Below are 23,917 nucleotides of genomic sequence, written 5' to 3' on the forward strand. Positions count from 1 at the left end.
TAATCAATCAATTAGTCTCTTGTGATCGCCGCTTTTAAAATACGGGCTTGTTCTTTCTTATGCACAATCGCATCCCCTTCTGAAGGGCTGGAACGACGGCGGCGTCCAATGTAGCGAACAGTCGCCTCTTCCGGCGCCACATCGCGAAGACGTGCATCTACATACGTCCATGCGCCAAAATTTTGCGGTTCTTCTTGCAGCCATACCACTTCTTTCAACTGCGGGAAGCGCGCTAAAAATTCTTTAATTTCTTCTTTAGGGAATGGATATAACTCTTCCACTCTTAATACATGCAGCCAGTTCAGCTCTTCTTCTGCTTTACTGATTTGTTCTGCAAGGTCAATAGATACCTTACCGCTGCAAAGAACGACTCTTTCCACTTGTTCCGGCTGTTTTCCGAGTCTCGGTTCCTCCACTACCGGTTTAAACGCGCCGGCAGCAAACTCAGAAGCATTGGAAGCAGCCAATGGATGACGCAGCAGGCTCTTCGGTGTCATAACGACTAGCGGGCGCACCTCTTCTTTTTGCAGGATAGCAGCTTGGCGGCGCAGCACATGGAAGTATTGAGCTGTTGAAGACAAGTTCACTACTGTCCAGTTATTTTCTGCGGCGTTTTGCAGAAAGCGCTCTAGGCGGCCGCTTGAGTGTTCAGGTCCTTGGCCTTCATAACCGTGCGGCAGAAGCATGACAAGACCTGATTTTTGTCCCCACTTCGCCCGTCCGGAGGAAACAAATTGGTCAAACATCGGCTGTGCCATATTGGCGAAGTCACCAAACTGAGCTTCCCAAAGAACAAGCGTTTCCGGAGAGAATACGTTATAGCCATATTCATAGCCGACAACCGCTAGCTCTGTTAACGGGCTGTTAATGACTACAAAAGAAGCATCGGTTTCCTCTAAGTGATTCAGCGGAATGTACTCCTGACCGGTTTCTACATCATGCAGCACAAGGTTGCGGTGAGCGAATGTGCCGCGCTGGGCATCCTGGCCGGTCAAGCGAATTGGCGTGCCGCTTTTCAGGATCGATGCAAAAGCAAGCGCCTCGGCATGGCCCCAGTCAACCTGGCCGTCTTTTTCAAAAACATTTTCCCGGCGTTTTAAAATACGTTCCAGCTTTTTAAATACATGCAAATCCTTCGGCCAGTTTAACAGCTCGCTGTTAATTCGGCTCAAGACATCTGCCTCTACTCCTGTTTCGCTGGATGGAAGTTCTTTTTCAACGAACTTCGGCGGATTCATAACGATATCCGGATTTTCATCTTTTTTCGGAACTATTTCATACAAGTCCTTCAGCTTCTGTTCGTTTTCAGTATACAGTTTGTCTGCTTCTTCCTTGGCAATTACTCCGCGGTTAACAAGCTTCTCTGCATAGAGCTGACGAACTGTCGGATGCTGATGGATCATTTGATACATCATCGGGTTTGTCGTCATCGGCTCGTCCATTTCATTGTGGCCAAAACGGCGGTAGCCGATCAAATCAATCACAAAGTCTTTGCCGAAGCGGCTGCGGTAATCGACTGCCATAAGAGCAGCGGCAATACAAGCTTCCGGGTCGTCGGCATTCACGTGAACAATTGGTACTTCAAAGCCTTTTGCCAAGTCAGAAGCATAGCGTGTTGAACGTGAATCATAGCTTTCTGTCGTAAATCCGATCATATTGTTAGCAATAATATGAATCGAACCGCCTGTTTGGTAACCAGGGACACGGCTCATGTTGAATGTTTCACTCACAACCCCTTGTCCAGGGAATGCAGCGTCACCATGAATTAAGATCGCCACAGCAGAGGTTGTATCTTGCTCAGGAACCCCTGACTTCGCACGGTTTTCTTGTGCGGCTCTTGTGTAGCCGGCAACAACCGGGCTTACGACTTCAAGGTGGCTCGGGTTGTTTGCCAATGTAATGCGAGCTACGTCTTTATCTTCTTTGAAGCTATGATCGGCTCCAAGGTGATATTTGACATCTCCTGTCCAGCCATATGTAGTCATCTTCATAGAGCCTTCAGGAAGCAAATTCTTGCTTGGCGCATGCTGGAATTCAGCAAAAATCATTTCGTAAGGTTTGCCCAAAATATGAGCGAGCACATTTAAACGTCCTCTATGTGCCATACCGATGTTTACTGTTTTTGCACCTTTTTCCGCTGAATGCTTCACAAGCTCGTCAAGAAGAGGAACCATTGCATCCAGCCCTTCGATAGAAAAGCGCTTTTGGCCGACGAATGTTTTATGAATAAATTTTTCAAAGCCTTCTACTTGTGTCAGCCTTTTTAGCAGCTGCACTTTTTGTTCGTTTGAAAATGTTGGATAATAATTGGTTGATTCAATTTGCTGTCTGAACCATTGTCTTTCTTCTAAATTATGGACTTGGGCTAACTCAAAAGCCAACTTATCTGTATAGACTTTTTTCAAGTGTTGGATCGCATCATAACCGTCCTTAACATGCGCCGGGGCATCAGGACATAAATACTGAACAGGGACTTTCCGCAAGTCTTCCTCCGTTAAGTTGAATGTGCTCAACTCAATCCGGTACGTATCTTTATTTCTGTCATTCAGCGGGTTGATATCTGCTGCTAAGTGACCGTAGGTGCGGATACTGTCAGCAAGTTTCACCGCGTTAAACAGAACATTTAAATCATTGCCTGATGCAGGTACAGCCGTCTTACCGATTTCTTCATGAGGCGCGTTTGCTGCAGGTGCTCCCCACTCCTCAAACATTTGCTTTATTTCTGGATCGACTGATTCAGGATCTTTTTGGTAGTGCTCGTACAACTCCATTACATATCCAAGGTTTGGTCCGGAGAACTGACTCCACGGATTCCCTTGGGCTGTCTGCATTTTCATTCTGAAAAACCTCCAACTATTTCGCCCATTAATTTTTGCTAAATGATATTTTGATGAGCTTGCATTAGTGTATTACTTACCACTTTATACACCATGATACACTCAATACGAAAATTTATACCGCCTACAAGGACATCTTACCACTGCAAGGTACTAAGGGAAAGCATTAAAGCTTAATCTATGGCATAGGCGCCCTGTTTTCCGCCAGGCGGATTGGCCAAGTCAAATTCACTGGCACAAATTTAGCTTTTGTGGCATTTCCCCGCTTGATTGCCCATCTCTTTTCTCTTATGAGAAGCAGTATCATTTTTTCCATGTACCATCTTACTACTCTTGCGTCGAAAAACCAATATTTTTTCATAAAAAAGTCACATTTATTGTACAGTTTGTCAAGTAAGGGCTTCTTCGCTGTTTCATGATGGAAATTTGCTGGTTTATCCCCCGCTGACAACTGCCGTTTTTTGTAAAAAGGCAGGCCTTTTCACAGAGACCATCCCTTTCCCTGCTTTTTATGATCAATGAAAAATCAACTGGAAGTAATGACGAAGCCCAAAAATAAATACGTTCGATAGGATTGTAAACAAAATGGAGAGGTATATATATAGAAAAAAAGCGGAGGATGATGGGATGAGTTTATCATTTTCAGAGCAATTTGAGAGACCAGAAGGATGGCTTGGCCAGCTGGCCGGCAAAATTATGTCCTTAGAAAACCGGACAATCAATAAATGGACGCTGGATCTATTACATATCCAGCCCGAAGACAGGGTGCTTGAGGTGGGTTTTGGCCCCGGATTTGCTATCGAATTAGCCGGGGAACAATTTCCTGAAATTCAGCTGGATGGCGTCGATGTATCTGACACAATGAAGAATACAGCTGCCAGCCGCAATAAGAAATTGATTGATGAGGGGCGTCTGCACCTGTTTGTCGATGATATCGCCCGTTATAAAGCTGAGAAGCCCTACGATAAGGTATTTTCCGTCAACAACTATCCGCTGTGGGCAGAACGGCAAAAAGGGCTCGCTGTCCTATACAGCCTCATGAAACCAGGCGGGCAATTAGCCATCACTGTGCAGCCTCGCGAAGAAGATGCTGATGAAGAAAAGACAAAACAGCTGGCACGGACTATTTGCCATGACTTAGAGAAAGCCGGTTTTTCCGGAACAGCCATTCATTATAAAGATGTCCGGCCGGTGCTAACCGTCTGTGTCACTGCCATCAAATAACAAACAGCCCATGCCTTTGCATGGGCTGCTGTAAATTAAATAAATAAATTCACATTGGCATCGTCTGCCTTGCCTAAATAAGTAGCTACGCCGCCGATTTCAACACCATCGATTAACTCCTCCTTGCGAATGCCCATTACATCCATGCTCATTGCACAAGCGACAATACGGACCCCCATATTCATGGCATTGGCCATTAAAGTTTCGAGGCTGTCTACATTTTTCTTTTCCATAACCTGACGGATCATTTTTGCTCCCATTCCGCCCATATTCATGTTGGAAATAGGCAGCTGTTTCGGACCGGCCGGCATCATTTTCGTAAACATTTTTTCCATAAAGTCTTTTCCGTCTTGAGGAATCTCTTCATCGCGACGGAGGATGTTCAAGCCCCAGAAGGTGAAAAACATCGTTACTTCTTTGCCCATAGCTGCTGCACCTGTGGCAATAATAAAGGAGGCGATCGCTTTATCTAAATCCTGGTTAAATACAACAAGAGTCGCTCCTTTATTTTTAGTTCCCTGCCCTTCCGCTGCTTCTTGCTTTTCGGCTGTTCCTTTCCGTACGTAAGCAACCGTTGTTTTTCCAGCAGTTTCACTTCCGATAAACGTATTTCCAGTATTGGCGCACCAAGCTTTGGCATCCGCAATAAATCCCGGGTCAGTCACTTTAACCTCAAGCACTTCTCCGTCTTTCATTTGGTTCATCGCCTGGAACACCTGACTGATCGGCCCCGGACACTGCAGGCCGGAACAGTTTAATTCTCTGTCGGGTGTAATGCTGCCGATGTCTGTATTCTCTGCTGAATCACCCGCCGCAGACTGACTCGGCTGACATTGCTCGGCATAAGCCCGATAGCCGCCAGCCACGTTATAAGCCTCGAATCCATTTTCCATTAATAACTGAACGGCTGCTTCTCCGCGCTTGCCGGATTGGCAAGATATATAGACTGGCTGATCTTTAGGCAGTTCATCAAGATGCTCAGGCAGCTGGCCAAGCGGAATATTTTTGCTTCCTTCTATATAGCCCATTAGGGTTTCTGCCTCTTCCCGGACATCAATTAGCAGAGCGCCGCCTTTTACTAACTGGTCTACCTCTTTTACATCTATTGTTTTAACTGTTTTGCTCACTCTATGTTCCTCCCTTTCCCCTTTATACATATAGGGGTATATTTTAAAATAAAAAAATAGCTGTTCAATCTATACTTTGCATTCTATTATAAAATTCGCGCCTTGTCAAATACCCTGTTAGGTATATTAAAAAACGAAAAAGACTGTTAAAAACAGTCTTTTTCGTGTGCTTGTAGATGAGAACGGTTGCTTTCCCTTTCAGACGCTTCGCTTTCCGCAGGGCGGACGGCGAGCCTCCTCGCTGATCCCGCAAGAGTCTTCACGCCTTCTATTCCAATCCACAGGGATTACCAAGCTAGGGTATGTTTAATCAGCGCGGCCTGTCTTTCTTTCAAATAACTTGACTGATTATTTTGCTTGTACCGCTGTTTCAGGAAGCAATTGCTTGATTTTCTCCTGCTGTCCCCGGTGAAATAACTCAACAATTTTACTGCCGACGATAACACCATCACAGTACTGGCCCAGTTCTTCGACTTGTTCCTTTGAAGAAACACCGAAGCCGGCAAGCACAGGAACTGAGCTTTGTGATTTGATGCGCTGCAAATAGGAGCCTACCTCTTCCGCGTAACTGGCACGCACACCGGTTGTTCCCTTTACAGTAACCGCATAAACGAACCCCTCTGCTCCTTCTATAATGTTAGCTATCCTCTCTTCCGGGCTCGTTAAGGCCACTAACCGGATCAAAGCCAAGTCGTGCTGCTTGAGCGCCTCACTTACTGCTCCTTCTTCTTCAAGCGGCATATCCGGCATAATGACCCCTGCCACGCCAGCTTTGCGGCTGTCTGCAGCAAAGGAGTCGATTCCATATTGAAAAACGGGATTTAAATACGTCATCAAAAGAATCGGGATGGTAATGGCGTCTTTATAGATGGCCAGATGCTCCAGCACGCCTCTCAATGTGACTCCATGCGCCAATGCCCGTTTCCCTGCTTCCTGAATGACCGGTCCATCCGCTACTGGATCGGAAAAAGGAATGCCTACTTCAACCGCTGTCACGCCCGCCTCCTGCAAAAACAAAAGCTTGTCTTTTAACGTGTCAAGTCCCCCATCTCCGGCCATAATATAGGCAACAAATGCTCGCGTCTTGTTTTCTTGTACAGTTTGAAAAGCCTGTTCAAGCTTGAATTTACTCATTTTCTTCTCCTCCCAGTCTTGCTTGTATCGCTTCCACGTCCTTATCGCCGCGGCCAGATAAACAGACGGCTATACATTCATCCTTATTCATCGTCTTAGCAAGCTTAGCCGCATAGGCGATAGCATGTGAGCTTTCGAGCGCCGGGATAATTCCTTCTGTTTGTGTCAGCAATTTAAACCCTGCGAGCGCCTCTTCATCTGTGATGGCCGTGTACTCCACACGGCCGATATCTTTCAGGAGACTGTGTTCCGGGCCAACTCCCGGATAATCAAGACCCGCTGAAATTGAATGGGCCTCTTGAATTTGTCCATCCTCATTTTGAAGAAGATACATTTTGCTGCCGTGAAGCACACCGACCTTTCCTTTTGTCAAAGAAGCCGCGTGCTCTTCTGTATTTATGCCGCTTCCGGCAGCTTCTACACCGTACAGCCGAACGGTTTCATCATTAATAAATGGATAAAACATCCCCATGGCATTGCTGCCGCCGCCAATGCAAGCAACAACCGCTTCCGGCAGCTTTCCTTCTTTCTGGATCATTTGTTCTTTCGTTTCAGCACCAATCACACTCTGAAAATCGCGAACTATTTGCGGAAATGGATGGGGCCCGAGCACCGATCCCATAATATAGTGCGTGTCTTCTACATTCGCCACCCAGTAACGCAACGCTTCGTTAACCGCATCCTTTAATGTGCCGCTTCCTTGACTCACGCTGACAACCTTGGCTCCCAGCAGCTCCATCCGGAACACATTCAGCTTTTGGCGGCGAATATCTTCTGCTCCCATGAAAATAACGCATTCTAAATTAAGTAAAGCACTGACCGTCGCCGTCGCTACTCCATGCTGGCCGGCTCCCGTTTCCGCCACCACTTTCTTTTTTCCCATGCGCACTGCTAGAAGGGCTTGTCCGATTGTATTGTTAATTTTGTGGGCACCTGTGTGATTTAAATCTTCCCGTTTCAAATAAATTTTGGCGCCGCCCAGCTTCGCTGTTAAATTCCGGGCAAAATAAAGCGGATTTTCCCGGCCGATATAATCTGTTAAGTAATGGTTCAGCTCCTGCCGGAACGCCGGGTCATTCCTCGCTTCCTTATAGGCTTCCTCCAGTTCCAGAACAGCCGGCATTAATGTTTCGGGCACGTATCGCCCGCCGAACGGACCAAAATGGCCTCGCTCATCTGGTTGTGTATAGGTTGTCATTAACTGTTGCTCCCTTCACTGTTTCAATAAATTGTTTCATTTTCGTCCGGTCCTTGGCTCCATCCGTTTCCACACCGCTTGATACGTCTACGGCAAAAGGCTGAACCAGCCGGATCGCCTCTTGCACGTTGTCTTTATCTAATCCGCCGGCCAAAATAAGGCGTGAGCGGTCGAATGACTCTTTTTCTAAAGCCGACCAGTCAAAGGCGGTGCCATTGCCTCCTCTGTAAGGGCCAGCCGGGCTGTCGAGCAGCACAAAGTCCGCCGGGTAACGAAGCAGATCGGAAGGCTGAATGCCGGCTTGAAAGCTGAATGCCTTAATAACAGGCAGCTGAAGCTTTTTCGCCAGCTCTGGCGGCTCATCGCCATGAAGCTGAATGATATCGAGGCGGGCCTGATCGGCAATTGACCGGATCGTTTCAAGTTCTTCATTAACGAAGACGCCAACTTTAACAGGACCTTTTCCCAGCCATCCGGCGGCTTGCTCCGCCTGGGCGGCTGTCACCTGCCGTTTGCTTTTCGCAAAAACAAAACCGATGGCGTCCGCGCCGATTTGTTTGGCATAAAGCGCGGTCTCCGTGTCCTGAATGCCGCATATTTTCACTTTCATGTCCTTCACCTCACAGACAGATTTTTAATTCGTGAAAAGTTTGGGCAATATTAGCACTCTTCATAAATGTTTCGCCAACCAAGATGCCCCTGGCCCCCGCTGCCTTTACTCTTTCTGCATCGGCTGCCGTTTGAATGCCGCTTTCTGAAATAAATACTTTTTCATGCTGCCCATACGCCTGCAGCAGCCTCTCTGTTATCCCGAGATCGACGCTAAAGCTTTTCAAATCACGATTATTAATGCCGATCACGTCCGCTCCAACTAAAAAAGCCCGTTCCATCTCTTCTTCGTTGTGCACTTCAAGCAGCACGTCAAGCGCCAGCTCCCTCGCGTACGAATAAAGGCCCGCCAGCTGCTCTTGGGAAAGAGCGGCGGCAATTAACAGAATCATATCGGCACCGGCAGTTTTTGCCCGGTCAATCTGCACGGGATCAATAATAAAGTCTTTACATAGCACCGGGACGGCTACTTTTTGACGAACAGCCATGAGGTCGTTCATCGTTCCTTTAAAAAATGGTTCATCTGTTAAAACTGAAATAGCATCGGCGCCGTTTTGTTCATAAGCCTCTGCCTGCAGAATGGGATCAATGCCTGTATTGATGATCCCTTTTGAAGGGGACGCCCGCTTAATTTCAGCAATAATATTCATTGTTTCAGATTGTGAGAAACGGGTGTACAAAGACGGCTGTGTTCGCTTTTCCGGCTGTACATCCGCTTGAAAAGTTTCTCTTAAGTGCGCCACCTCCTTTTTCTTCTCCGCCAGGATTTGATCTAAGATTGTTGCGCTCATACCGTTGCCCTCACTTTCTGCCGCTGTTTGGAATAATCAATTAAATAATGAAGCTTCGACAAGGCGGCTCCTGAGTCAATGCTCTCTTTTGCAAGGGCGATGCCTTCTTGAATAGTTTTCGCCCTGCCGTTGGCGAACAAGCCAATGCCGGCATTCAGCAGGACGGTATCGCGCCTCGCGCCTTTCTCCCCCTCCAGAATACTTTTTAAAATCTCTGCGTTTTCCCTGGCTTCGCCGCCGCGGATTGCTTTCAAATCATAAACGGGAAGCCCGGCTTCTTCAGGAGTAACAATCATCTTTTTCGTCTTTCCCGATTCAAGCAAGATCAAATGATTGTCACCAGCTAACGAAGCTTCGTCCATAAAGCCGGCGCCATTGAGAACGACCGCGCGTTTTCTCCCAAGATAATTCAGGACATCGGCCATCATCTCTAGCATATCTCGCCGGTAAATGCCTAACAGCTGGGTATCAAGATGCACCGGGTTAGTGAGCGGGCCGATCAAATTAAAAATGGTCGGAATTTTTAAGTCGCGGCGAACTTTCATGATCTTTTTTAATTTTGGATGCACGTGGGGAGCAAACAAAAAGGTAATGCCGTTCTCTTCCAACAGCTCCTCTGTCTCTCCCTCCAAATAGTCGAGCGAAATGCCCAGGTGTTCTAAAACATCCGCGCTTCCTGTTTTGCTTGATACACTGCGATTGCCATGCTTTGCTATTTTCACCCCGGCTCCCGCCAGCACAAAAGCGGCCGTTGTGCTGATGTTAAAGCTATGCGAACCATCTCCCCCTGTTCCGCAATTATCCATCACTCCAGGCAGCACTTTTCCCGATCCAAGCGCATTTTGCCTAAGCACATTCACCAGAGCGGCAATTTCTTCTACCGTTTCCCCTTTTGACTTCAAAGCCACTAGAAAAGCCGCAATCTCGCTGTCAGTGGCATCCTCCTGCAAAATCTCTTCAATCGCCTCTTTCATTTCCGTTCTCTGCAAGGACTGGCGGTCTGACAGCTTGACTAAATATTGCTTCATCTTTTTCTCCTTCCTGTACTGGCGGAAAAATTGCTGAATAATAGCGGTTCCTGATTTTGTCCCGATCGATTCCGGGTGAAATTGCAAGCCATACACGGGATATTCTCGATGACGAAGCGCCATAATTTCCTCATCGTCCACAGAAGTGGCGAGCACTTCCAGTTTTTCTGGAAGCGAATGACGATCAACAGAAAGGGAATGATAGCGCATCACCGGCACGGGACCGGACAGCGCTTGAAATATTTCGTTGCCATTATGTTTAATCAGCGATATTTTTCCATGTTTGATCGTTTGAGCCGGGACAATGTTCGCTCCAAAGGCAGTTGCAATCGCCTGATGTCCGAGACAGATGCCAAGGATTGGGACCCGATGGAAGAAGGTACGCACTACTTCAATACAGATGCCCGCTTCCTCCGGTGTTCCAGGACCTGGAGACAAAACAATCGCTTCCGGCTCCAGCGCTTCGATTTCAGCCAATGTCATGTCGTCATTGCGGATGACCCGCACATTTTTTCCTAAAGAACTGATTTGCTGATACAAGTTATAAGTAAATGAATCGTAGTTATCGATAAGCAAGATCATGATTTTACCTCCAGCAGCGCTTTGGCTTTATGCATTGTTTCTTCATATTCTTTTTCCGGAACGGAATCATACACGATACCGGCTCCTGCCTGTACATAGGCTTGATTATCTTTCACAATCATTGTCCGGATAGCAAGGGCAAAGTCGAGATCGCCATTCGCTGAAAGGTAACCGACTGCCCCTGCATATAACCCTCGCTTCGTTGATTCCAGTTCATTAATGATTTGCATGGCTCTGATTTTTGGTGCGCCGGACACCGTACCCGCCGGCAGACAAGCGGACAAGGCTTCAAGCGGGTGAACCTCTTTCCTCAGCTCTCCTGTGACTTCTGAGACAATATGCATCACATGCTTATATTTTTCAATCTTCTGATATTTAGATACACGCACACTCCCTACTGTACACACACGCCCCAGATCATTGCGGCTTAAATCGACAAGCATGCGGTGTTCTGCTGTTTCCTTTTCGTCATTGAGCAGTTCTCTCTCTAAGGCGGCATCTTCCCCTTCTCCTGTTCCCCGCGGCCTTGTGCCGGCAATCGGATTAGCAGTCACCTCCCTGCCGCTAATTCGAATTAAGCTCTCGGGAGAAGCTCCTAATACAACATAGTCATCAAAGTCGATATAAAACATATAGGGGGAAGGATTAGATGTTCTTAAACGCCGGTACAGTGAAAATGAATTGCCGCTGAAGCGAGCTTTCAGACGCTGAGAAAGCACGACTTGGAAAATATCTCCGCGAACAATATGCTGTTTTGCTGCTTCAACCATCTGGCTAAACTGCTCTCTGTTGACATTTCCAGTAAACGACAGCTGTTCCGGCGGCTCTCCTGACTGAGGCTGTCCGGCTTTATTTACGCAATTTTCCAAATTCAATAGCGCTGCTTCCATTTCCTTTTCTGTCCTGTCTCCAAACAAGTCCACCGCAACAAGCGTAACTTTTTGCAGCAAATGATCGTACACCACAAACGTATCGTAAAACATAAAGTGGACATCCGGCATATGAAGCTCATCCTTCAATGGCTCACCGATCCTTTCGTCCAAAAAGATCACATCGTATCCAATATAGCCGATGCCGCCGCCGAAGAACGGAAAAGGCTGTTCATCCATGTTTCTGTCCGCCAGCATTTCCCTTAATTGGCGCAGACTGTGTCCAGAAAACTTTTGCCGAGCTCCTGTACGGTGATTAACCCGTTCAATCTTCTCGCCCGCTGCTTTATATTCAGCCGCCGGGTTCGTGCCAAGAAAAGAATACCGCCCGCTCTGTTCATGCTTATACGAGCTTTCAAGCAAAAATTTCTTTTCCCCCTTCATTTGATGGTAAAGCATAATAGGGGTAAGCATATCCCCTTCCATTTCCTTTAATTTATAAGCCATTTGTTCGCTCGTTCTCATCACCATTTCACCTCGTCAGCTTGATAAAATAAAAAAGTCCTCCGCAGCAAATGAATAAATCCTTGCTGCGGAGGACGGGTTACCCGCGGTGCCACCTCTCGTTGAAGCTAAAAAGCTCCCTCTTTGTCCGGACAAAAGAAGTTCCTGTCCAGTATCCGGTAACGGCGGAAGCCGGGCAGCCATTTCCTGCTGCCTCTCTGAAGTCCATTCAGCATGATAAGCGGCGCCGGCTCTCACCCTCCCGGCTCTCTGTCGCGCGCGTCACATGCCTACTCCTCTTCGTCACTGAGTTTATCGATATAGTTAAAAAACACAAAAAGCCCCCTGCCGCAAAGGACGGGGAGCCGTGGTACCACCTTTATTGACTGCAATTATTGCAGCCCACTCTGAAAGCATCAAAGCGATCGCTTGAATGCCTGTCTTTTGTAACGATAAGACGTTCGCCGCAGCCTACTGTCTAAAGAGTTCGGTGCGGAAGCTCGGAAGGCCATTCACTAAAATGTCTGCACTGATTCTCACCCGCCATCAGCTCTCTGAAGCATCCATTCAAGCTACTCTTCTTCGTCAACGCTCATTTATACATCGTTCTTTATTTGTTGTAACTCATCATAATCGAAAGGGAAAGAAAAAGTCAACTTTTTTTTAAAAAATCTTTTTTTCATAACTGCCAACACCTTGTCAGCCAAGCAAAAAATCTTTTTTACCACAAAAATATATAGACAAAAACTACTATCTAATGTATATTTTTACCTATAAACTATGAAAAAAGTAAGGGGTATTAAGATGGAGAAAATGGATGTGTATGTAGCGAGACAGCCGATTTTCAACCGGGAAGAGCAGACAGTCGCCTATGAGCTGCTGTATCGCAATAAAGAAGGCAAGCACCCTGGAAAGTCCATTAATGGGGATGAAGCAACGATTGAAGTCCTATCTAACAGTATCTTAACTATCGGAATAGACCAAATTTCCAGAGGAAAAAAGCTGTATGTAAACTTTACAGAAAATCTGTTGCTCCAAGACTTCCCTATTTTTTTGCCGTCTAACAAACTAGTGATTGAATTGCTTGAACAAATCGACGCCAATGCTGAAGTAGAAGCTGCCTGCCAACAGTTAAAAGCAAAAGGCTACACTCTCGCTCTGGATGATTTTCTGCTAAGCGACAGCAATAAGGAATTAATAAAATATGCGGATATTATTAAAGTCGATTTTCTGGATACGACAAAAGCGGAAAGAAAAAGGATGAAGGAAGAGCTCGCCCATTTCCCTCTCACTTGGCTTGCTGAAAAAGTAGAAACAAGGGAGCAATTGCAGGAAGCGCTCGATGAAGGATTTGATTTGTTTCAAGGGTTTTTCTTCGCTAGGCCAACAATTGTCAGCGCCAAATCCATCCCTCAGTTTTCAGGACACTATTTTGTTATTTTAGATGAAATGATGGGTTCGGAACCAGACATTCTTAAAATAGCCCATCTGATTGAATCCGATTTGTCCCTTTCTTATAAATTATTAAAGCTGCTTAACCGGACAGCTTTCATCCAGAGACAAAAGGTAAAAACTATTCATCAGGCGATTATGCTTATCGGTCTTGAAGAATTAAGAAAATGGTTATTCTTTATTATGATCAGTTCTTCCGGTTCCGCGTGTCCTGAAGAAGTCGTCCATATTTCATTAGTTCGTGCGAAAACGTTGGAGCTGCTTGCCCTGCATCATTTTCGTGAAGAGCCTCCGTCTTTATTTTTTCTGTTAGGCATGCTCTCAATGATTGATGCGCTGATTAATCAGCCGATGGACAAGCTGCTTCAGGACCTTCCCATTGATGAACGAATCAAGCAAGCCCTTTTATTCGAAGAAGGAACACTTTTTCAACTGCTTCGATTAATAACAGCAGCAGAAAGAGGCCATTGGGGAGAAGTGAGCGAGATCAGTCGCACTTTGCAAGTTGAAGAAAGCGTTTTATCCGCTTGCTATCAGAATGCCCTTGAGTGGGCCGACAGCATGATCAAAGCAGAAACAGGCCAGGGATGATCCCTAGGCCTGTTTCCATTTAGAACGCCCGGTGAACAGCGAGACAGCCACGAATGTGATAAGTGACAGCAAGATCGGCAAAACTACCGTATGCATGCCAAAAGCATTCGGATAAAAAGTGCTCAAAAGAATATAAGAAATCATCCCCATAATCATCGCCGAAGCGGCTCCTGCCCCGTTCGCCCGCTGCCAATAAAGTCCTAGGACTACAGGCCAGATAAAAACAGCTTCCAATCCCCCGAATGAAAATAGATTTAGCCAAATAATTAAATCAGGCGGCTGCAGGGCGACAACGAAAACGATCACTCCGATCACTGCAGTAACAATAAAACTAAGTTTTTTCACTTGTTTTTCTTCGGCTTTTTTATTGATAAAGTGCAAATATAAGTCCTTTACTACCGCGCTTGAGACAAGCAGCAGCAGCGAGTCGACTGTAGACATAATAGCTGCCATCGGAGCTGCCAGCACAATGCCGGCAAGCCAATCAGGCATGATCGTCATCGCTAGCTCAGGCATCACCTTATCGCCTACAGTAACCCCGGGGATAATCGCCCGTGCCATCACTCCAATTAAATGCATGCCAAGCATGATCACTCCGACGACGACAGTGCCGATTATTAGCGCACGGTGCATCGCCTTCGCGTTTTTATAGCTCATTGCTCGGACAGCCACTTGGGGCAAGCCGACCACTCCAATGCCGACTAAAATCCAAAAGGAAGAAAGATAAAGCGGTGTTAAACTGCGGTCATTTCCATATGGGCTCAATAAATTTGGATTTTCTGCTCCAAGCGTCCTCATAATGTTTTCCATGCCTCCGCCGGCTTTTAAAGCGGCTATAAATAAAACTACTGTGCCAGCCACCATCACAAGACCTTGAACCATATCCGTAATCGCTACGGCCCGAAAACCTCCGATGACAACGTAAACTAAAACAGAAGAAGCAAATATAATTAAAGCGGTTGTATAAGAGAGACCTGTGAGTGACTCCACCAGCCGCGCACCGCCGATCCACTGGGCTGCCATCGCTGAAAATAAGAAAATGATAATGCTGAGCGCTGCCAGGACGACGACGAATTCATTTTTATAGCGGGCAAATAGAAAGTCGACAAGCGTTACTGCCTGATATTTTCTCGCCATAATAGCAAATTTCTTCCCAAGAATCATCAAAACAAAATAGCCTGTGGCTACCTGGCTCATGGCCAGCAGCACCCAAGAGAGACCGTAGTTATAAGCGGCTCCCGGTCCGCTCAAAAAACTGGAGGCACTTCCATAGGTGGCTGCCATCGTCATGGCCAAAATAAAGCCCCCGAGTTCGCGGCTTCCTAAGAAATATTCTTGAATGAACGAAGAAGAGCTTTGCACATGCCGTGATGCGTAAACACCCACTAAAAAAATAATGACAAGAAACACAACAAGCGGCCAAATCACGGACATATTCATCTGTTCTCACCTTCTTCATCAAACGGGACCTCTTTAAAAAAGAATGTTACAGTAAAAACCACAAGTAAAATCATCACAATAAGCCCGACTATACAACTGTAAAAAAACCAGGCCGGAAGCCCAAAGATAAAGCTGTACTTCTCAACAGGGCCCCTGCCAAGGCCGTAAGCAAAGCCGTACCACCAAATAAAATTAAATATGACTAACAGGATTCCTATCCAGGCTTCTTTCTTAGCTATTATAAAACGGGAATCCTCCTGTTTCTCTTTTTTCATATTCCCCTTCCTTTCTTTAACAGGAGCTTAGCAGCCTCTTTTAACATTACGACAGGAAAGCGGCGGATGCAATCCTGTTTCTATAAGGCTGTCATAAAATTTTTCTGCTGTTTCACAAAGCAGAGAGGATGTCCTCACTCACTCCTTGATAAACCTGTTAGTACACTAAATAACTGATACAAAAATGGATAAAACAAAAAAAGATGGCACCCTGTAGGCGCCATCTTCCTATGCTAAATCTGCAATGCTCCAATCTCATTAAAGAGGGGGTAATGAGAATGAATGTCAATTTCAATTATAACGGATTCGCTTTACTTGTCAACCACTTTTCTTCCTCCTTATCTGTATGCGACTATTAAACTCCCCTTCTGTATTGCTTCATACTGAGTAATACCGCCATATTCCATTTTTTTGTTCTTTATATACTCTGGATCCTGCCTCTAAATAATCTAAATATCCTATAATTTCTGATATGACAAGTGGAAATTCAGACTGATATTTGTGTTGATAAAAATGGATAGCCAATTCGTTTGCCGTTTTGGTCCCTTGTCGCAAACTAGTTATGATTTTTTGTGCTTTCCTCTCAATTTTGCTAAGCCGCTCTGCAATCAAAGCATGATGATCAGTAATAGCCTCCCGGTGTCCTGTATACATGATGTCGATATCCCATTGCAGACAGCGTTTTAATGATCGGATATATTGCACCAATGTTAACAGTCTTCTATTCTGTCTATCCGGTTCCACCATCGCGTTACTAGAGATATTTTGGATTAAAACATCTCCTGAAAAGAGTTCTTTTGTCTTCTCATTATAAAAAACAAGGTGATCAGGTGAATGGCCAGGTGTCTCCATGACTTGCAAGCCAGCAATGGAATCCCCTTCATTCAACGGCTCAATAGCAGAGTGAATAGGCAGATAATCATGGCTGGGCGGCCAGGCCCTTAATTTTTCCACCTCATCTTTTCCCGCTTGACCGCATCCCATCTCCTCATACAACTGACTAAAAAAATTAATACGCCTTCGCAGATAGTTTTCATCTTTTTTCAGCCTTGGAATTGCCTCTTTATGTGCATACACAGGAATAGCAGACGTATCCAAAAGTCGATTGACAACCCCTGTATGATCCGGATGATGATGCGTGAGCAGGATGCGGTCAATATCACTGATTGAAATTCCAGCTTTATGCAGCGTCTCGTTCAACTTATTCCAGCACTCATCGGTATTCACGCCTGCATCAATAAGTGACAGTGAGCCCGCCACTTCAAGTAAATAAAAATTAATGGTGCCTACATTGTATGATGTCGGTACGATGATTGGATGAACAATCCCGCTTTCTTTTTCCTCTTTTTTTGACAACGGGCTCACCTCCCTTCTATAAAAATAGGTCGTGCCATTTGCTTACGGATGTATGTTGTTTAATGCCGCTCCACTGTTTTCTCTAAGACTCCTGTCTATTTGTTTATACTGAGGATGAAAAGCCGACGTTTTAATCGGACAAGCTATTTGCCTTTGAAATCCGCCTTGTCCATCCGGGACCTGCACGATCAGCCCCCGTTCTTTTAGATGTGGATGTTCGCATGCTTCTTCAAATGTTAATACCGGCTCCACACACGCTTCGGCTTTTTCAAAAATAGCAAGCCACTCTGTGAATGTTTTTTCCAGGAACGTAGCGGTTAATATCTCTTTAAATAATCGTACATCGACCGGGTGTTCACTCATACTCATATCAAATAAGTCTGGACGGCCGATGGCCTCGCATAATTCCTTTCGAAAAGCAGGTTCGAGACTTCCTACCGAAAAGAAGCGGCCGTCTTTCGTTTGATAGTAACCATAAAACGTGCCGCCGTTGAGCATAAGCTTTTCTGGCTCCAGCTTCATCCCGTGATTTAAAGAGAGAGGAGCAAACAAAGCATTGAGAGAGAAGCTGCAATCCGTCATGCTCATATCGATTGATTGTCCTTCTCCCGTTTGCGTTCGGTAAATAACCGCAGCTAAGATCGCAAGGGCTGTATAAAGAGAGCCGTTAAGATCAGCAATCTGTGTGCCATTTTGGGCCGGTCCTTCCGCCTTTTTTCCTGAATATCCCGACACCCCGGATAGGGCTAGATAATTAATGTCATGGCCGGGCCGGTCTTTAAGCGGACCAGTTTGCCCAAATCCAGTCAGCGAGCAATAAATAATCCGGGGATTCACCTTTTTGAGATCTTTATAGCCAAGGCCAAGCCGCTCCATGACCCCCGGGCGGAATTGCTCAATCACAATGTCATATTCTTCTGCCAATTGCTTCACTTGATCAACGGATTCCGGCTTCTTTAAATCAAGTTCGACCGAAGATTTTGAGCGGTTTAAATACTGGTCAACGATCCAGCTTTTTTGGTTTGACGGTCTTTCGATGCGCAGCACTTCTGCCCCCAGATCAGAAAGCAGCAGCGTGGCAAACGGACCGGGAAGCAACGTGGAAAAATCAAGAACTTTCAACCCCTTCAATAACGTCATTTCTCGGCCTCCTTTTAGAAAGTAATTTATGAGTTCGCTATTCTTGTATTAATAAAGTCAGGCCTTCTTTTTTCAAAAAAAGCCGCCAATCCTTCATCAGGCTCCCCTGTTGTAAATGTTTTAGCGAACGCCTCGCGCTCAATTTTCAATCCTGACGCCAGCGGCTCTTCTGCAGCCGCATAAATGCAGGCCTTTGCCAGCCCCATCGCTTGTACCGCTCCGTTCGCCAGCTTATCAGCAAATGCTAATGCCTCTTCAAGTAACGCTTCCGCCGATGTCACCTGATGAACTAGACCAATTCGTTCTGCTTCCTCTGCTTTCAATCGTTTTCCCAAAAGTATCATTTCTGTCGCTTTTGCTTTACCAAGCAAACGGGTCAAGCGCTGGGTGCCTCCAGCAGCTGGAATCAGGCCGAGGGATAATTCCGTCAACCCAATTGTTCCTGTGTCAGACATCAGCCGAAAATCGCATGCTAGAACAAATTCGCATCCGCCTCCAAGTGCATGCCCATTAATGACAGCTACTGTCGGCTTAGGGATTTGTTCAAGCCGGTTAAATGCCTCCTGCATCTGGCGGCATCCCTCATCGTAATCAACAGGTTTCGTACCGTCTCCATTTACATTATTTAAGTTGGCTCCAGCGATGAAAATTTTAGGATGAGCAGATGCAAATACAATCACGCGCACATCTGGATCCTTGCCAAGTGTATCTACCACCTCATATAGATCCTGCTGCAGCTCTAAGCTAAGTGTATTAGCCGGCGGATTGTCAATTGTCAGCAAACATACGCCACTATCCAAATACTGTGCCTTCATTGTCTGCAAATTCATTCTTATTCCCCCTTTATTTATCTTGGAGCCATGCGAATAGCACCGTCCAACCGGATTGTTTCCCCATTCATCATTGGATTTTCAATAATGCCTTTTGTCAGCAAGGCAAACTCGTTCGGTTTTCCAAGACGAGGCGGGAAAGGAATTTGTTTACCAAGCGCTGTGCGAATCTCTTCCGTTGCTTGGCCAAGAAGCGGAGTATCAAATAAACCAGGAGCAATAGTCATAACCCGAATGCCAAAATCAGCTAATTCTCGGGCAATCGGCAGGGTCATCCCGACAATTCCCGCTTTTGAAGCGGAATAGGCAGCTTGCCCGATTTGTCCATCAAACGCTGCAACGGAAGAAGTATTGATGATAATGCCTCGCTCCCCCTCGTCGTTTGTCTTATTTTCACTCATCGCTTCAGCAGCCAGCCGGATGACATTAAATGAACCGATCAAATTCACGTCAATGACTTTCTTGAAAATATCAAGCGGAAAGGGCCCTTTTTTTCCAACCACTCGCTTGGACATCCCCATTCCTGCACAGTTTATTACACCATGGAAACCGCCCATCTGTTCAACCGTTTGCCGGATTGCTTGCTGAACCTCATATTCGTCTGTAATATCAGCCTTTAAATACAATCCTCCCAGTTCTTCGGAAACCTTTTTCCCCCTCTCTTCATTCAAATCCAATACTGCTACATGGCCGCCATGGGCATGAATCATTCGAGCTGTTGCCTCGCCAAGACCGGAGCCGCCTCCTGTAATGAAAAACACATGGTCTTTTATATTCATTTTCTTCCTCCTTTAATATCTTGAACCTTATTTTTATTCGGCGACTAACCGTTCAATGATCATAGCATTTGCCATGCCGGCTCCTTCACATAAAGTAATGAGCCCATACCTTTCCTTCCGTCGTTCTAATTCATTTAGCAGAGTAGCAACCATCCTGGTTCCTGTCGCCCCAAGCGGATGACCAAGTGCAACGGCCCCGCCGTTTACGTTTACCTTTTCAAGCGGTATCCCTATATCTTTTTGCCACCTTAACACAACAGAAGCGAATGCTTCATTGATTTCTACGAGATCAATCTCCTCCACCTGAAGACCAGCACGCTCCAGTACTTTCCGAGTAGCCGGAATCGGGCCTCTCAGCATAACTACAGGATCATCCCCTACAACCGAAAAAGATACAAAGCGGGCACGCGGCTGAAGGCCAAGCTCTTCTGCTGTTTCCCGGCTTGCCGCTAATACCGCACTTGCCCCGTCTGCAATCTGGCTGGAGTTCCCAGCTGTAATTGTTGCTAGCCCCGGAAAGGACGGCTTTAAAGCAGCCATTTTCTCGATCGATGTTTCAGGGCGAATCGTTTCATCCTCTGCGAACATTTTCGTTCCTCCCTTTCCATCCGGCACCGAAATGGGTATAATCTCCTGATGGAACCTTCCTTGCTGTCTGGCCTCATGAGCACGCTGGTGGCTTTTTAAACTGTACTCATCCATATGATCACGCGTAATCCCCGCCTCTTCAGCCAGCATTTCTGCTCCAGCATATTGGTTAAATCCGTATCCTTTTAGATCGTAACGGCGAAAAAGACTGTCTGCCATCGGTGTCTTTCCATTATGTGCCGTGCTGCCCATCGGCACGCGCGACATTGACTCGATCCCGCCGGCGATGGCTATTTCATAGCCGCCGGCCATGATTCCTTGAGCCGCAAACTGCAAAGCCTGCAAGCTTGAACCGCACTGGCGGTCGATTGTTGTGCCTGGCACGTTTTCGGGAAGACCGGCCGCTAGCCAAGCATTTCTTGCGATATTGGCTGATTGTTCATCTACTTGGCCGACACATCCGATAATGACATCTTCAATCAGTGATGGATTTACACCTGTGCGTTTTATCAATTGATTGAGCAAGTGAGCCAGCAGATCTACAGGATGGATTCCTGATAGCGATCCATTCCGCCTGCCCATTGGCGTACGAATGGCATCGATAATGACAGCTTCCCCCATTTTATATTTCTCCTCCCCTCGGTTATCGCTTCTTCTTATATTTTTATACGTAGGAATCCAGGCTTTTTAGATATTGTTTAACTCTTTTTCTTTATCGACTTCCCGGTCGCGGAGCGCTCTCTTTAGAATCTTCCCGGCTGCTGTCATCGGCAGCTCATCAACAAGCTCTAATTCTCTTATTTTCATGTAATGAATCACACGGCTGTTAATATACTCTATGATTTCTTCTTCTGTTACCGTCGCGCCCGGCTTTAAAGTAATAAATGCTTTCGGAATTTCTCCTTTGTCACGCACAGGCTTTCCAATAACCGCTGCATTAGCAATGTCCGGATGCTCAAACAATAGCTCTTCCAGCTTGCGCGGGTAGACGTTATAGCCGTTATAGATAAGCATTTCCTTCTTTCTATCGATGATTGATAAAAAGCCATCTTCATCAAACACCCCAATATCACCAGTCCGAAGCCAGCCATTTCGAATGGTCTGTTCCGTCTCTTCAGGCTGGTTGTAATAACCAGATGTAACTTGCGGCCCGCGGATGCATACCTCTCCAGACTGGCCAGGAGACAGCGGCTCTTCGCTCGATCCATCAAGTGCTATTAACTTCACTTCTGTATCGTATACCGGCAAGCCGACTGTTCCTAGCTTGCGGCGGCCTGACCTGAAAGATACACTGCATACCGCTGTCGCTGTCGCTTCTGTCAGTCCATACCCTTCTGTGATTAACGCATTAGGAAAAGACTGCTGCAGCATTTTCATCAATTCAACAACAATCGGAGCGGCTCCTGAATTGATAATCCGAACAGCTGAGAAATCGCGTTTTTCCATATCGGGATGCCTAAGTAAAAAATTAAACATAGGCGGTGCGCCGGATAGCTCTGTCACTCGGTACCTTTCTACATCTTCAAGGAACTGCCCCGGGTCGAAGCGATCAATTAAAATAGTAGTGGTTCCGAAAAGAACGGGATAGACAATGGAACCGATTACCCCGGCTCCATGAAATAATGGGGCTGGACTGATTCGTATACCTGTTCCTGGGAGTGTGGGATATTCAGCTAAATACTTGTCAGGATCTTTTTCAACCGGAGCAACCGTTAAGGCCCCATCTTCTACATGAGCTAGACAAGCGGAGGACCAGGCTGCCGACTGCAGAACATTGCTAATTAAATTAGCATGAGTAATCACCACTCCTTTTGGCTTTCCGGTTGTTCCTCCTGTATAGGCGATATGGATAATATCTTTTTCCGGATCAATGCCAGTGTTAATCTCTTCTTTGCTGCTTTTATTTATAAGATCAGCAAGGCTGTGCCACGCTTTTTCATATACGCTGACTTTGACAGGGGATTCGGTGGTAAACATTTCTTGATCACCAGTCAAAATTACCTTGTCAATCTCTGTTTGCTTTAAAATTGGCTTCAACAAATTCGCATATTTTTCATGGGTGACGACTATGGCTGCACCGCAATCTTTCAATTGATAAATCAATTCATCGCTTGGCAAAGCAGGGTTTGTTGGTGAATAAATCGCCCCTGCAAGAATAATGCCGTAATAAGTAATAATATACTGTGGACAAGTAGGAAGATGTGTAGCAACAACCGTGCCTTTTTTAACACCAAGACCTCTTAAAGCATTGGCAAAACGGAGCGATTTCTCATAAAGCGTCTTGAATGTCATGCCCTCCCCTTGATAGATGTAGGCAGTTCGATCGCTGTAATGGGAAGCACTTCCTTTTAAAATAGCTCCAACGGGAACATTTGGATACGTTAGGCTTTCCGGCAAATCGGGATTAAAATACCGGCTGTTCTTCACCCTTACACCACCCCAGTCCTTTTGCAATGGATTCATAAGCGTTCCGGATACTTCCCAAATAATTTTCCATCGAGCGGGCTCGTTTCAAGTACAGATGACAATCAACCTCTGTAGTAAAACCGATTCCGCCATGAATCTGGATGTTGTGGCTTGCTGTTCGAATCAAAGCTTCTGTTGCAAATGCTCGAGCGCTAGCTACCGCTATTTCGCAATCTCCTGCCCCTGAATCAATGGCCCAGTTAGCGTAATAAGTTAGTGACTGCGCTAATTCTAAGTCAATCTGCATTTCTGCCAGTTTATGTTTAATTCCTTGAAAACGGCCGATCGGCTGACCAAATTGCTCACGCTCATTAGCATATTCAACAGCTGTTTCAACCACACGTTCGATGCTGCCTATCATCATTGATGCGATCGCTGCATTTAAATAAATAAGCCCCTGCTGAAGAATACTCCAACCTTGATCGATTGGCCCAAGCATTTGCCGGGACGTGACTGCAACTTCTTCTAAGCTAACTTCTGTCAGCTTTCTCGTTTCATCCACACTCTCAAGCACCTTGCTTTTCCATGGATGACTTTCCTTGTTTAAAAGAAAAATAGAGAGTCCTTGGTGAGATGTGCGGACCGGAACAATGAGCAAGTCCGCTGTATCACCATCCGGAACAAGTGTTTTCACGCCTGTTAACGTGAAGGTTTGCCCGCATTTCTCCGCTTTCAACTGGATATCCTCGGGCCGGTCCCCTATCCGGCCATGATCCATCCAAGCAATACTTGCTTTTTTTGTTCCACTGGCAATATCGGGCAGGTACATTTGCTTTTGCTCCGATGTACCAAATAAGTTAATAAGAGGCACCGCAAATGAAGTTGTTTCTAAATAAGTTCCAGGCAGCAGCACACGTCCGAGCTCTTTAAGAATAAGTGCAAGATCAAGCTGTCCTAGCCCTGCTCCATCATGCTCTTCTGGTATATTAATTGCCAGTCCTCCTAGTTCAGCAAGGCCCTGCCATGCTTTTTTAAAGGGTACTGTATCGCCTTCGCTAAATGAGCGGGCTACTTGTATCTGTCCAATAGAATGCAAGTATTTCCTGACAGAAGAACGAAACAACTCTTGTTCTTTATTAAATGAGAACTCCACCTTC

19 protein-coding genes and 2 other annotated features are annotated in these 23,917 nt (G+C 46.0%); of the genes, 2 read left to right on the top strand and 17 right to left on the bottom strand.

Features of this window, described 5'->3' with window-relative positions:
* Window positions 1-11: 11 nt before the first annotated feature.
* Window positions 12-2,837 carry a 2-oxoglutarate dehydrogenase E1 component gene (locus tag B1A98_RS10350; protein ID WP_063384924.1) on the bottom strand — a complete coding sequence of 942 codons (2,826 nt, stop codon included), beginning with the start codon at window positions 2,835-2,837 and terminating at the stop codon, window positions 12-14.
* 627 nt (window positions 2,838-3,464) lie between these two features.
* Between B1A98_RS10350 and B1A98_RS10360 the strand changes: the two genes are divergently transcribed.
* On the top strand, window positions 3,465-4,061 hold the full coding sequence (locus B1A98_RS10360; RefSeq protein WP_063384922.1) for a class I SAM-dependent methyltransferase: 597 nt from the start codon (window positions 3,465-3,467) through the stop codon (window positions 4,059-4,061).
* Between the two features lie 35 nt (window positions 4,062-4,096).
* Here the strand turns inward: B1A98_RS10360 and B1A98_RS10365 are convergent, their stop codons facing one another.
* The 7 genes from B1A98_RS10365 to trpE form a co-directional block, all read right to left on the bottom strand.
* Window positions 4,097-5,188, bottom strand: coding sequence for a DsrE/DsrF/DrsH-like family protein (locus B1A98_RS10365; RefSeq protein WP_063384921.1), 1,092 nt, complete (start codon window positions 5,186-5,188; stop codon window positions 4,097-4,099).
* 348 nt (window positions 5,189-5,536) lie between these two features.
* Window positions 5,537-6,322, bottom strand: a complete 786-nt coding sequence (trpA, locus tag B1A98_RS10370; protein ID WP_063384920.1) for a tryptophan synthase subunit alpha — start codon at window positions 6,320-6,322, stop codon at window positions 5,537-5,539.
* Window positions 6,315-7,520, bottom strand: a complete 1,206-nt coding sequence (trpB, locus tag B1A98_RS10375; protein WP_063384919.1) for a tryptophan synthase subunit beta — start codon at window positions 7,518-7,520, stop codon at window positions 6,315-6,317. The genes trpA and trpB overlap by 8 nt, the downstream gene beginning before the upstream one ends.
* The gene (locus B1A98_RS10380; protein WP_063384918.1) at window positions 7,495-8,130 is read right to left on the bottom strand and encodes a phosphoribosylanthranilate isomerase; all 636 of its coding nucleotides are present in this window, start codon (window positions 8,128-8,130) and stop codon (window positions 7,495-7,497) included. The genes trpB and B1A98_RS10380 overlap by 26 nt, the downstream gene beginning before the upstream one ends.
* 10 nt (window positions 8,131-8,140) lie before the next feature.
* Window positions 8,141-8,920 (bottom strand): indole-3-glycerol phosphate synthase TrpC, encoded by a 780-nt coding sequence (gene trpC, locus B1A98_RS10385; RefSeq protein ID WP_063384917.1) that lies wholly within the window; start codon window positions 8,918-8,920, stop codon window positions 8,141-8,143.
* Window positions 8,917-10,530, bottom strand: a complete 1,614-nt coding sequence (gene trpD / locus B1A98_RS21015; protein ID WP_082821742.1) for an anthranilate phosphoribosyltransferase — start codon at window positions 10,528-10,530, stop codon at window positions 8,917-8,919. Before trpD ends, trpC begins: the two co-directional genes overlap by 4 nt.
* On the bottom strand, window positions 10,527-11,924 hold the full coding sequence (gene trpE / locus B1A98_RS10395; RefSeq protein WP_063384916.1) for an anthranilate synthase component I: 1,398 nt from the start codon (window positions 11,922-11,924) through the stop codon (window positions 10,527-10,529). The genes trpD and trpE overlap by 4 nt, the downstream gene beginning before the upstream one ends.
* Before the next feature lie 67 nt (window positions 11,925-11,991).
* Window positions 11,992-12,219 (bottom strand) — a binding site (T-box leader).
* Between the two features lie 34 nt (window positions 12,220-12,253).
* Window positions 12,254-12,501: a binding site (T-box leader), on the bottom strand.
* Between the two features lie 206 nt (window positions 12,502-12,707).
* Between trpE and B1A98_RS10405 the strand changes: the two genes are divergently transcribed.
* On the top strand, window positions 12,708-13,946 hold the full coding sequence (locus tag B1A98_RS10405; RefSeq protein ID WP_158286029.1) for an EAL and HDOD domain-containing protein: 1,239 nt from the start codon (window positions 12,708-12,710) through the stop codon (window positions 13,944-13,946).
* 3 nt (window positions 13,947-13,949) lie between these two features.
* On the opposite strand, the gene panF is transcribed toward B1A98_RS10405, so the two are convergent.
* The 9 genes from panF to B1A98_RS10450 all read right to left on the bottom strand — a co-directional run bounded on the left by panF (window position 13,950) and on the right by B1A98_RS10450 (window position 23,913).
* Window positions 13,950-15,386 carry a sodium/pantothenate symporter gene (panF, locus tag B1A98_RS10410; RefSeq protein ID WP_063384915.1) on the bottom strand — a complete coding sequence of 479 codons (1,437 nt, stop codon included), beginning with the start codon at window positions 15,384-15,386 and terminating at the stop codon, window positions 13,950-13,952.
* Window positions 15,383-15,661: a YhdT family protein gene (locus tag B1A98_RS10415; RefSeq protein WP_063384914.1), complete on the bottom strand. Its 279-nt coding sequence runs from the start codon at window positions 15,659-15,661 to the stop codon at window positions 15,383-15,385. Before B1A98_RS10415 ends, panF begins: the two co-directional genes overlap by 4 nt.
* Window positions 15,662-16,039: 378 nt before the next feature.
* A complete protein-coding gene (locus tag B1A98_RS10420) occupies window positions 16,040-17,017 on the bottom strand; it encodes an MBL fold metallo-hydrolase (protein ID WP_063384913.1) in 978 nt (325 codons plus the stop codon).
* 42 nt (window positions 17,018-17,059) lie between these two features.
* Window positions 17,060-18,157, bottom strand: a complete 1,098-nt coding sequence (locus tag B1A98_RS10425) for a CaiB/BaiF CoA transferase family protein (protein ID WP_063384912.1) — start codon at window positions 18,155-18,157, stop codon at window positions 17,060-17,062.
* 26 nt (window positions 18,158-18,183) lie between these two features.
* On the bottom strand, window positions 18,184-18,987 hold the full coding sequence (locus tag B1A98_RS10430; protein WP_063384911.1) for an enoyl-CoA hydratase/isomerase family protein: 804 nt from the start codon (window positions 18,985-18,987) through the stop codon (window positions 18,184-18,186).
* A 17-nt stretch (window positions 18,988-19,004) separates the two neighbouring features.
* Window positions 19,005-19,766 carry a 3-hydroxyacyl-CoA dehydrogenase gene (locus B1A98_RS10435; protein WP_063384910.1) on the bottom strand — a complete coding sequence of 254 codons (762 nt, stop codon included), beginning with the start codon at window positions 19,764-19,766 and terminating at the stop codon, window positions 19,005-19,007.
* 33 nt (window positions 19,767-19,799) lie between these two features.
* On the bottom strand, window positions 19,800-20,975 hold the full coding sequence (locus B1A98_RS10440; protein WP_063384909.1) for a thiolase family protein: 1,176 nt from the start codon (window positions 20,973-20,975) through the stop codon (window positions 19,800-19,802).
* Window positions 20,976-21,041: 66 nt separating this feature from the next.
* Complete coding sequence (locus B1A98_RS10445; protein WP_205632196.1) at window positions 21,042-22,781, bottom strand: class I adenylate-forming enzyme family protein; 1,740 nt, start codon at window positions 22,779-22,781, stop codon at window positions 21,042-21,044.
* The gene (locus B1A98_RS10450) at window positions 22,759-23,913 is read right to left on the bottom strand and encodes an acyl-CoA dehydrogenase family protein (RefSeq protein ID WP_063384907.1); all 1,155 of its coding nucleotides are present in this window, start codon (window positions 23,911-23,913) and stop codon (window positions 22,759-22,761) included. The genes B1A98_RS10445 and B1A98_RS10450 overlap by 23 nt, the downstream gene beginning before the upstream one ends.
* Window positions 23,914-23,917 lie beyond the last annotated feature (4 nt).

It is taken from the genome of Pseudobacillus badius, from assembly GCF_002189605.1.
Classification (GTDB): Bacteria; Bacillota; Bacilli; order Bacillales; family Domibacillaceae; genus Pseudobacillus; species Pseudobacillus badius.

What these genes read in the sequence shown, in the direction of transcription:
- B1A98_RS10380 (WP_063384918.1), bottom strand. Translation starts at nt 8,130, where the DNA reads ATGAAAGTGAAAATATGCGGCATTCAGGACACGGAGACCGCGCTTTAT.
- trpD (WP_082821742.1), bottom strand. Translation starts at nt 10,530, where the DNA reads ATGATCTTGCTTATCGATAACTACGATTCATTTACTTATAACTTGTAT.
- trpC (WP_063384917.1), bottom strand. Translation starts at nt 8,920, where the DNA reads ATGAGCGCAACAATCTTAGATCAAATCCTGGCGGAGAAGAAAAAGGAG.
- B1A98_RS10360 (WP_063384922.1), top strand. Translation starts at nt 3,465, where the DNA reads ATGAGTTTATCATTTTCAGAGCAATTTGAGAGACCAGAAGGATGGCTT.
- B1A98_RS10435 (WP_063384910.1), bottom strand. Translation starts at nt 19,766, where the DNA reads ATGAATATAAAAGACCATGTGTTTTTCATTACAGGAGGCGGCTCCGGT.
- B1A98_RS10405 (WP_158286029.1), top strand. Translation starts at nt 12,708, where the DNA reads ATGGAGAAAATGGATGTGTATGTAGCGAGACAGCCGATTTTCAACCGG.
- B1A98_RS10440 (WP_063384909.1), bottom strand. Translation starts at nt 20,975, where the DNA reads ATGGGGGAAGCTGTCATTATCGATGCCATTCGTACGCCAATGGGCAGG.
- B1A98_RS10415 (WP_063384914.1), bottom strand. Translation starts at nt 15,661, where the DNA reads ATGAAAAAAGAGAAACAGGAGGATTCCCGTTTTATAATAGCTAAGAAA.
- trpE (WP_063384916.1), bottom strand. Translation starts at nt 11,924, where the DNA reads ATGAGAACGAGCGAACAAATGGCTTATAAATTAAAGGAAATGGAAGGG.
- B1A98_RS10430 (WP_063384911.1), bottom strand. Translation starts at nt 18,987, where the DNA reads ATGAATTTGCAGACAATGAAGGCACAGTATTTGGATAGTGGCGTATGT.
- B1A98_RS10350 (WP_063384924.1), bottom strand. Translation starts at nt 2,837, where the DNA reads ATGAAAATGCAGACAGCCCAAGGGAATCCGTGGAGTCAGTTCTCCGGA.
- trpA (WP_063384920.1), bottom strand. Translation starts at nt 6,322, where the DNA reads ATGAGTAAATTCAAGCTTGAACAGGCTTTTCAAACTGTACAAGAAAAC.
- trpB (WP_063384919.1), bottom strand. Translation starts at nt 7,520, where the DNA reads ATGACAACCTATACACAACCAGATGAGCGAGGCCATTTTGGTCCGTTC.
- B1A98_RS10425 (WP_063384912.1), bottom strand. Translation starts at nt 18,157, where the DNA reads ATGACGTTATTGAAGGGGTTGAAAGTTCTTGATTTTTCCACGTTGCTT.
- panF (WP_063384915.1), bottom strand. Translation starts at nt 15,386, where the DNA reads ATGAATATGTCCGTGATTTGGCCGCTTGTTGTGTTTCTTGTCATTATT.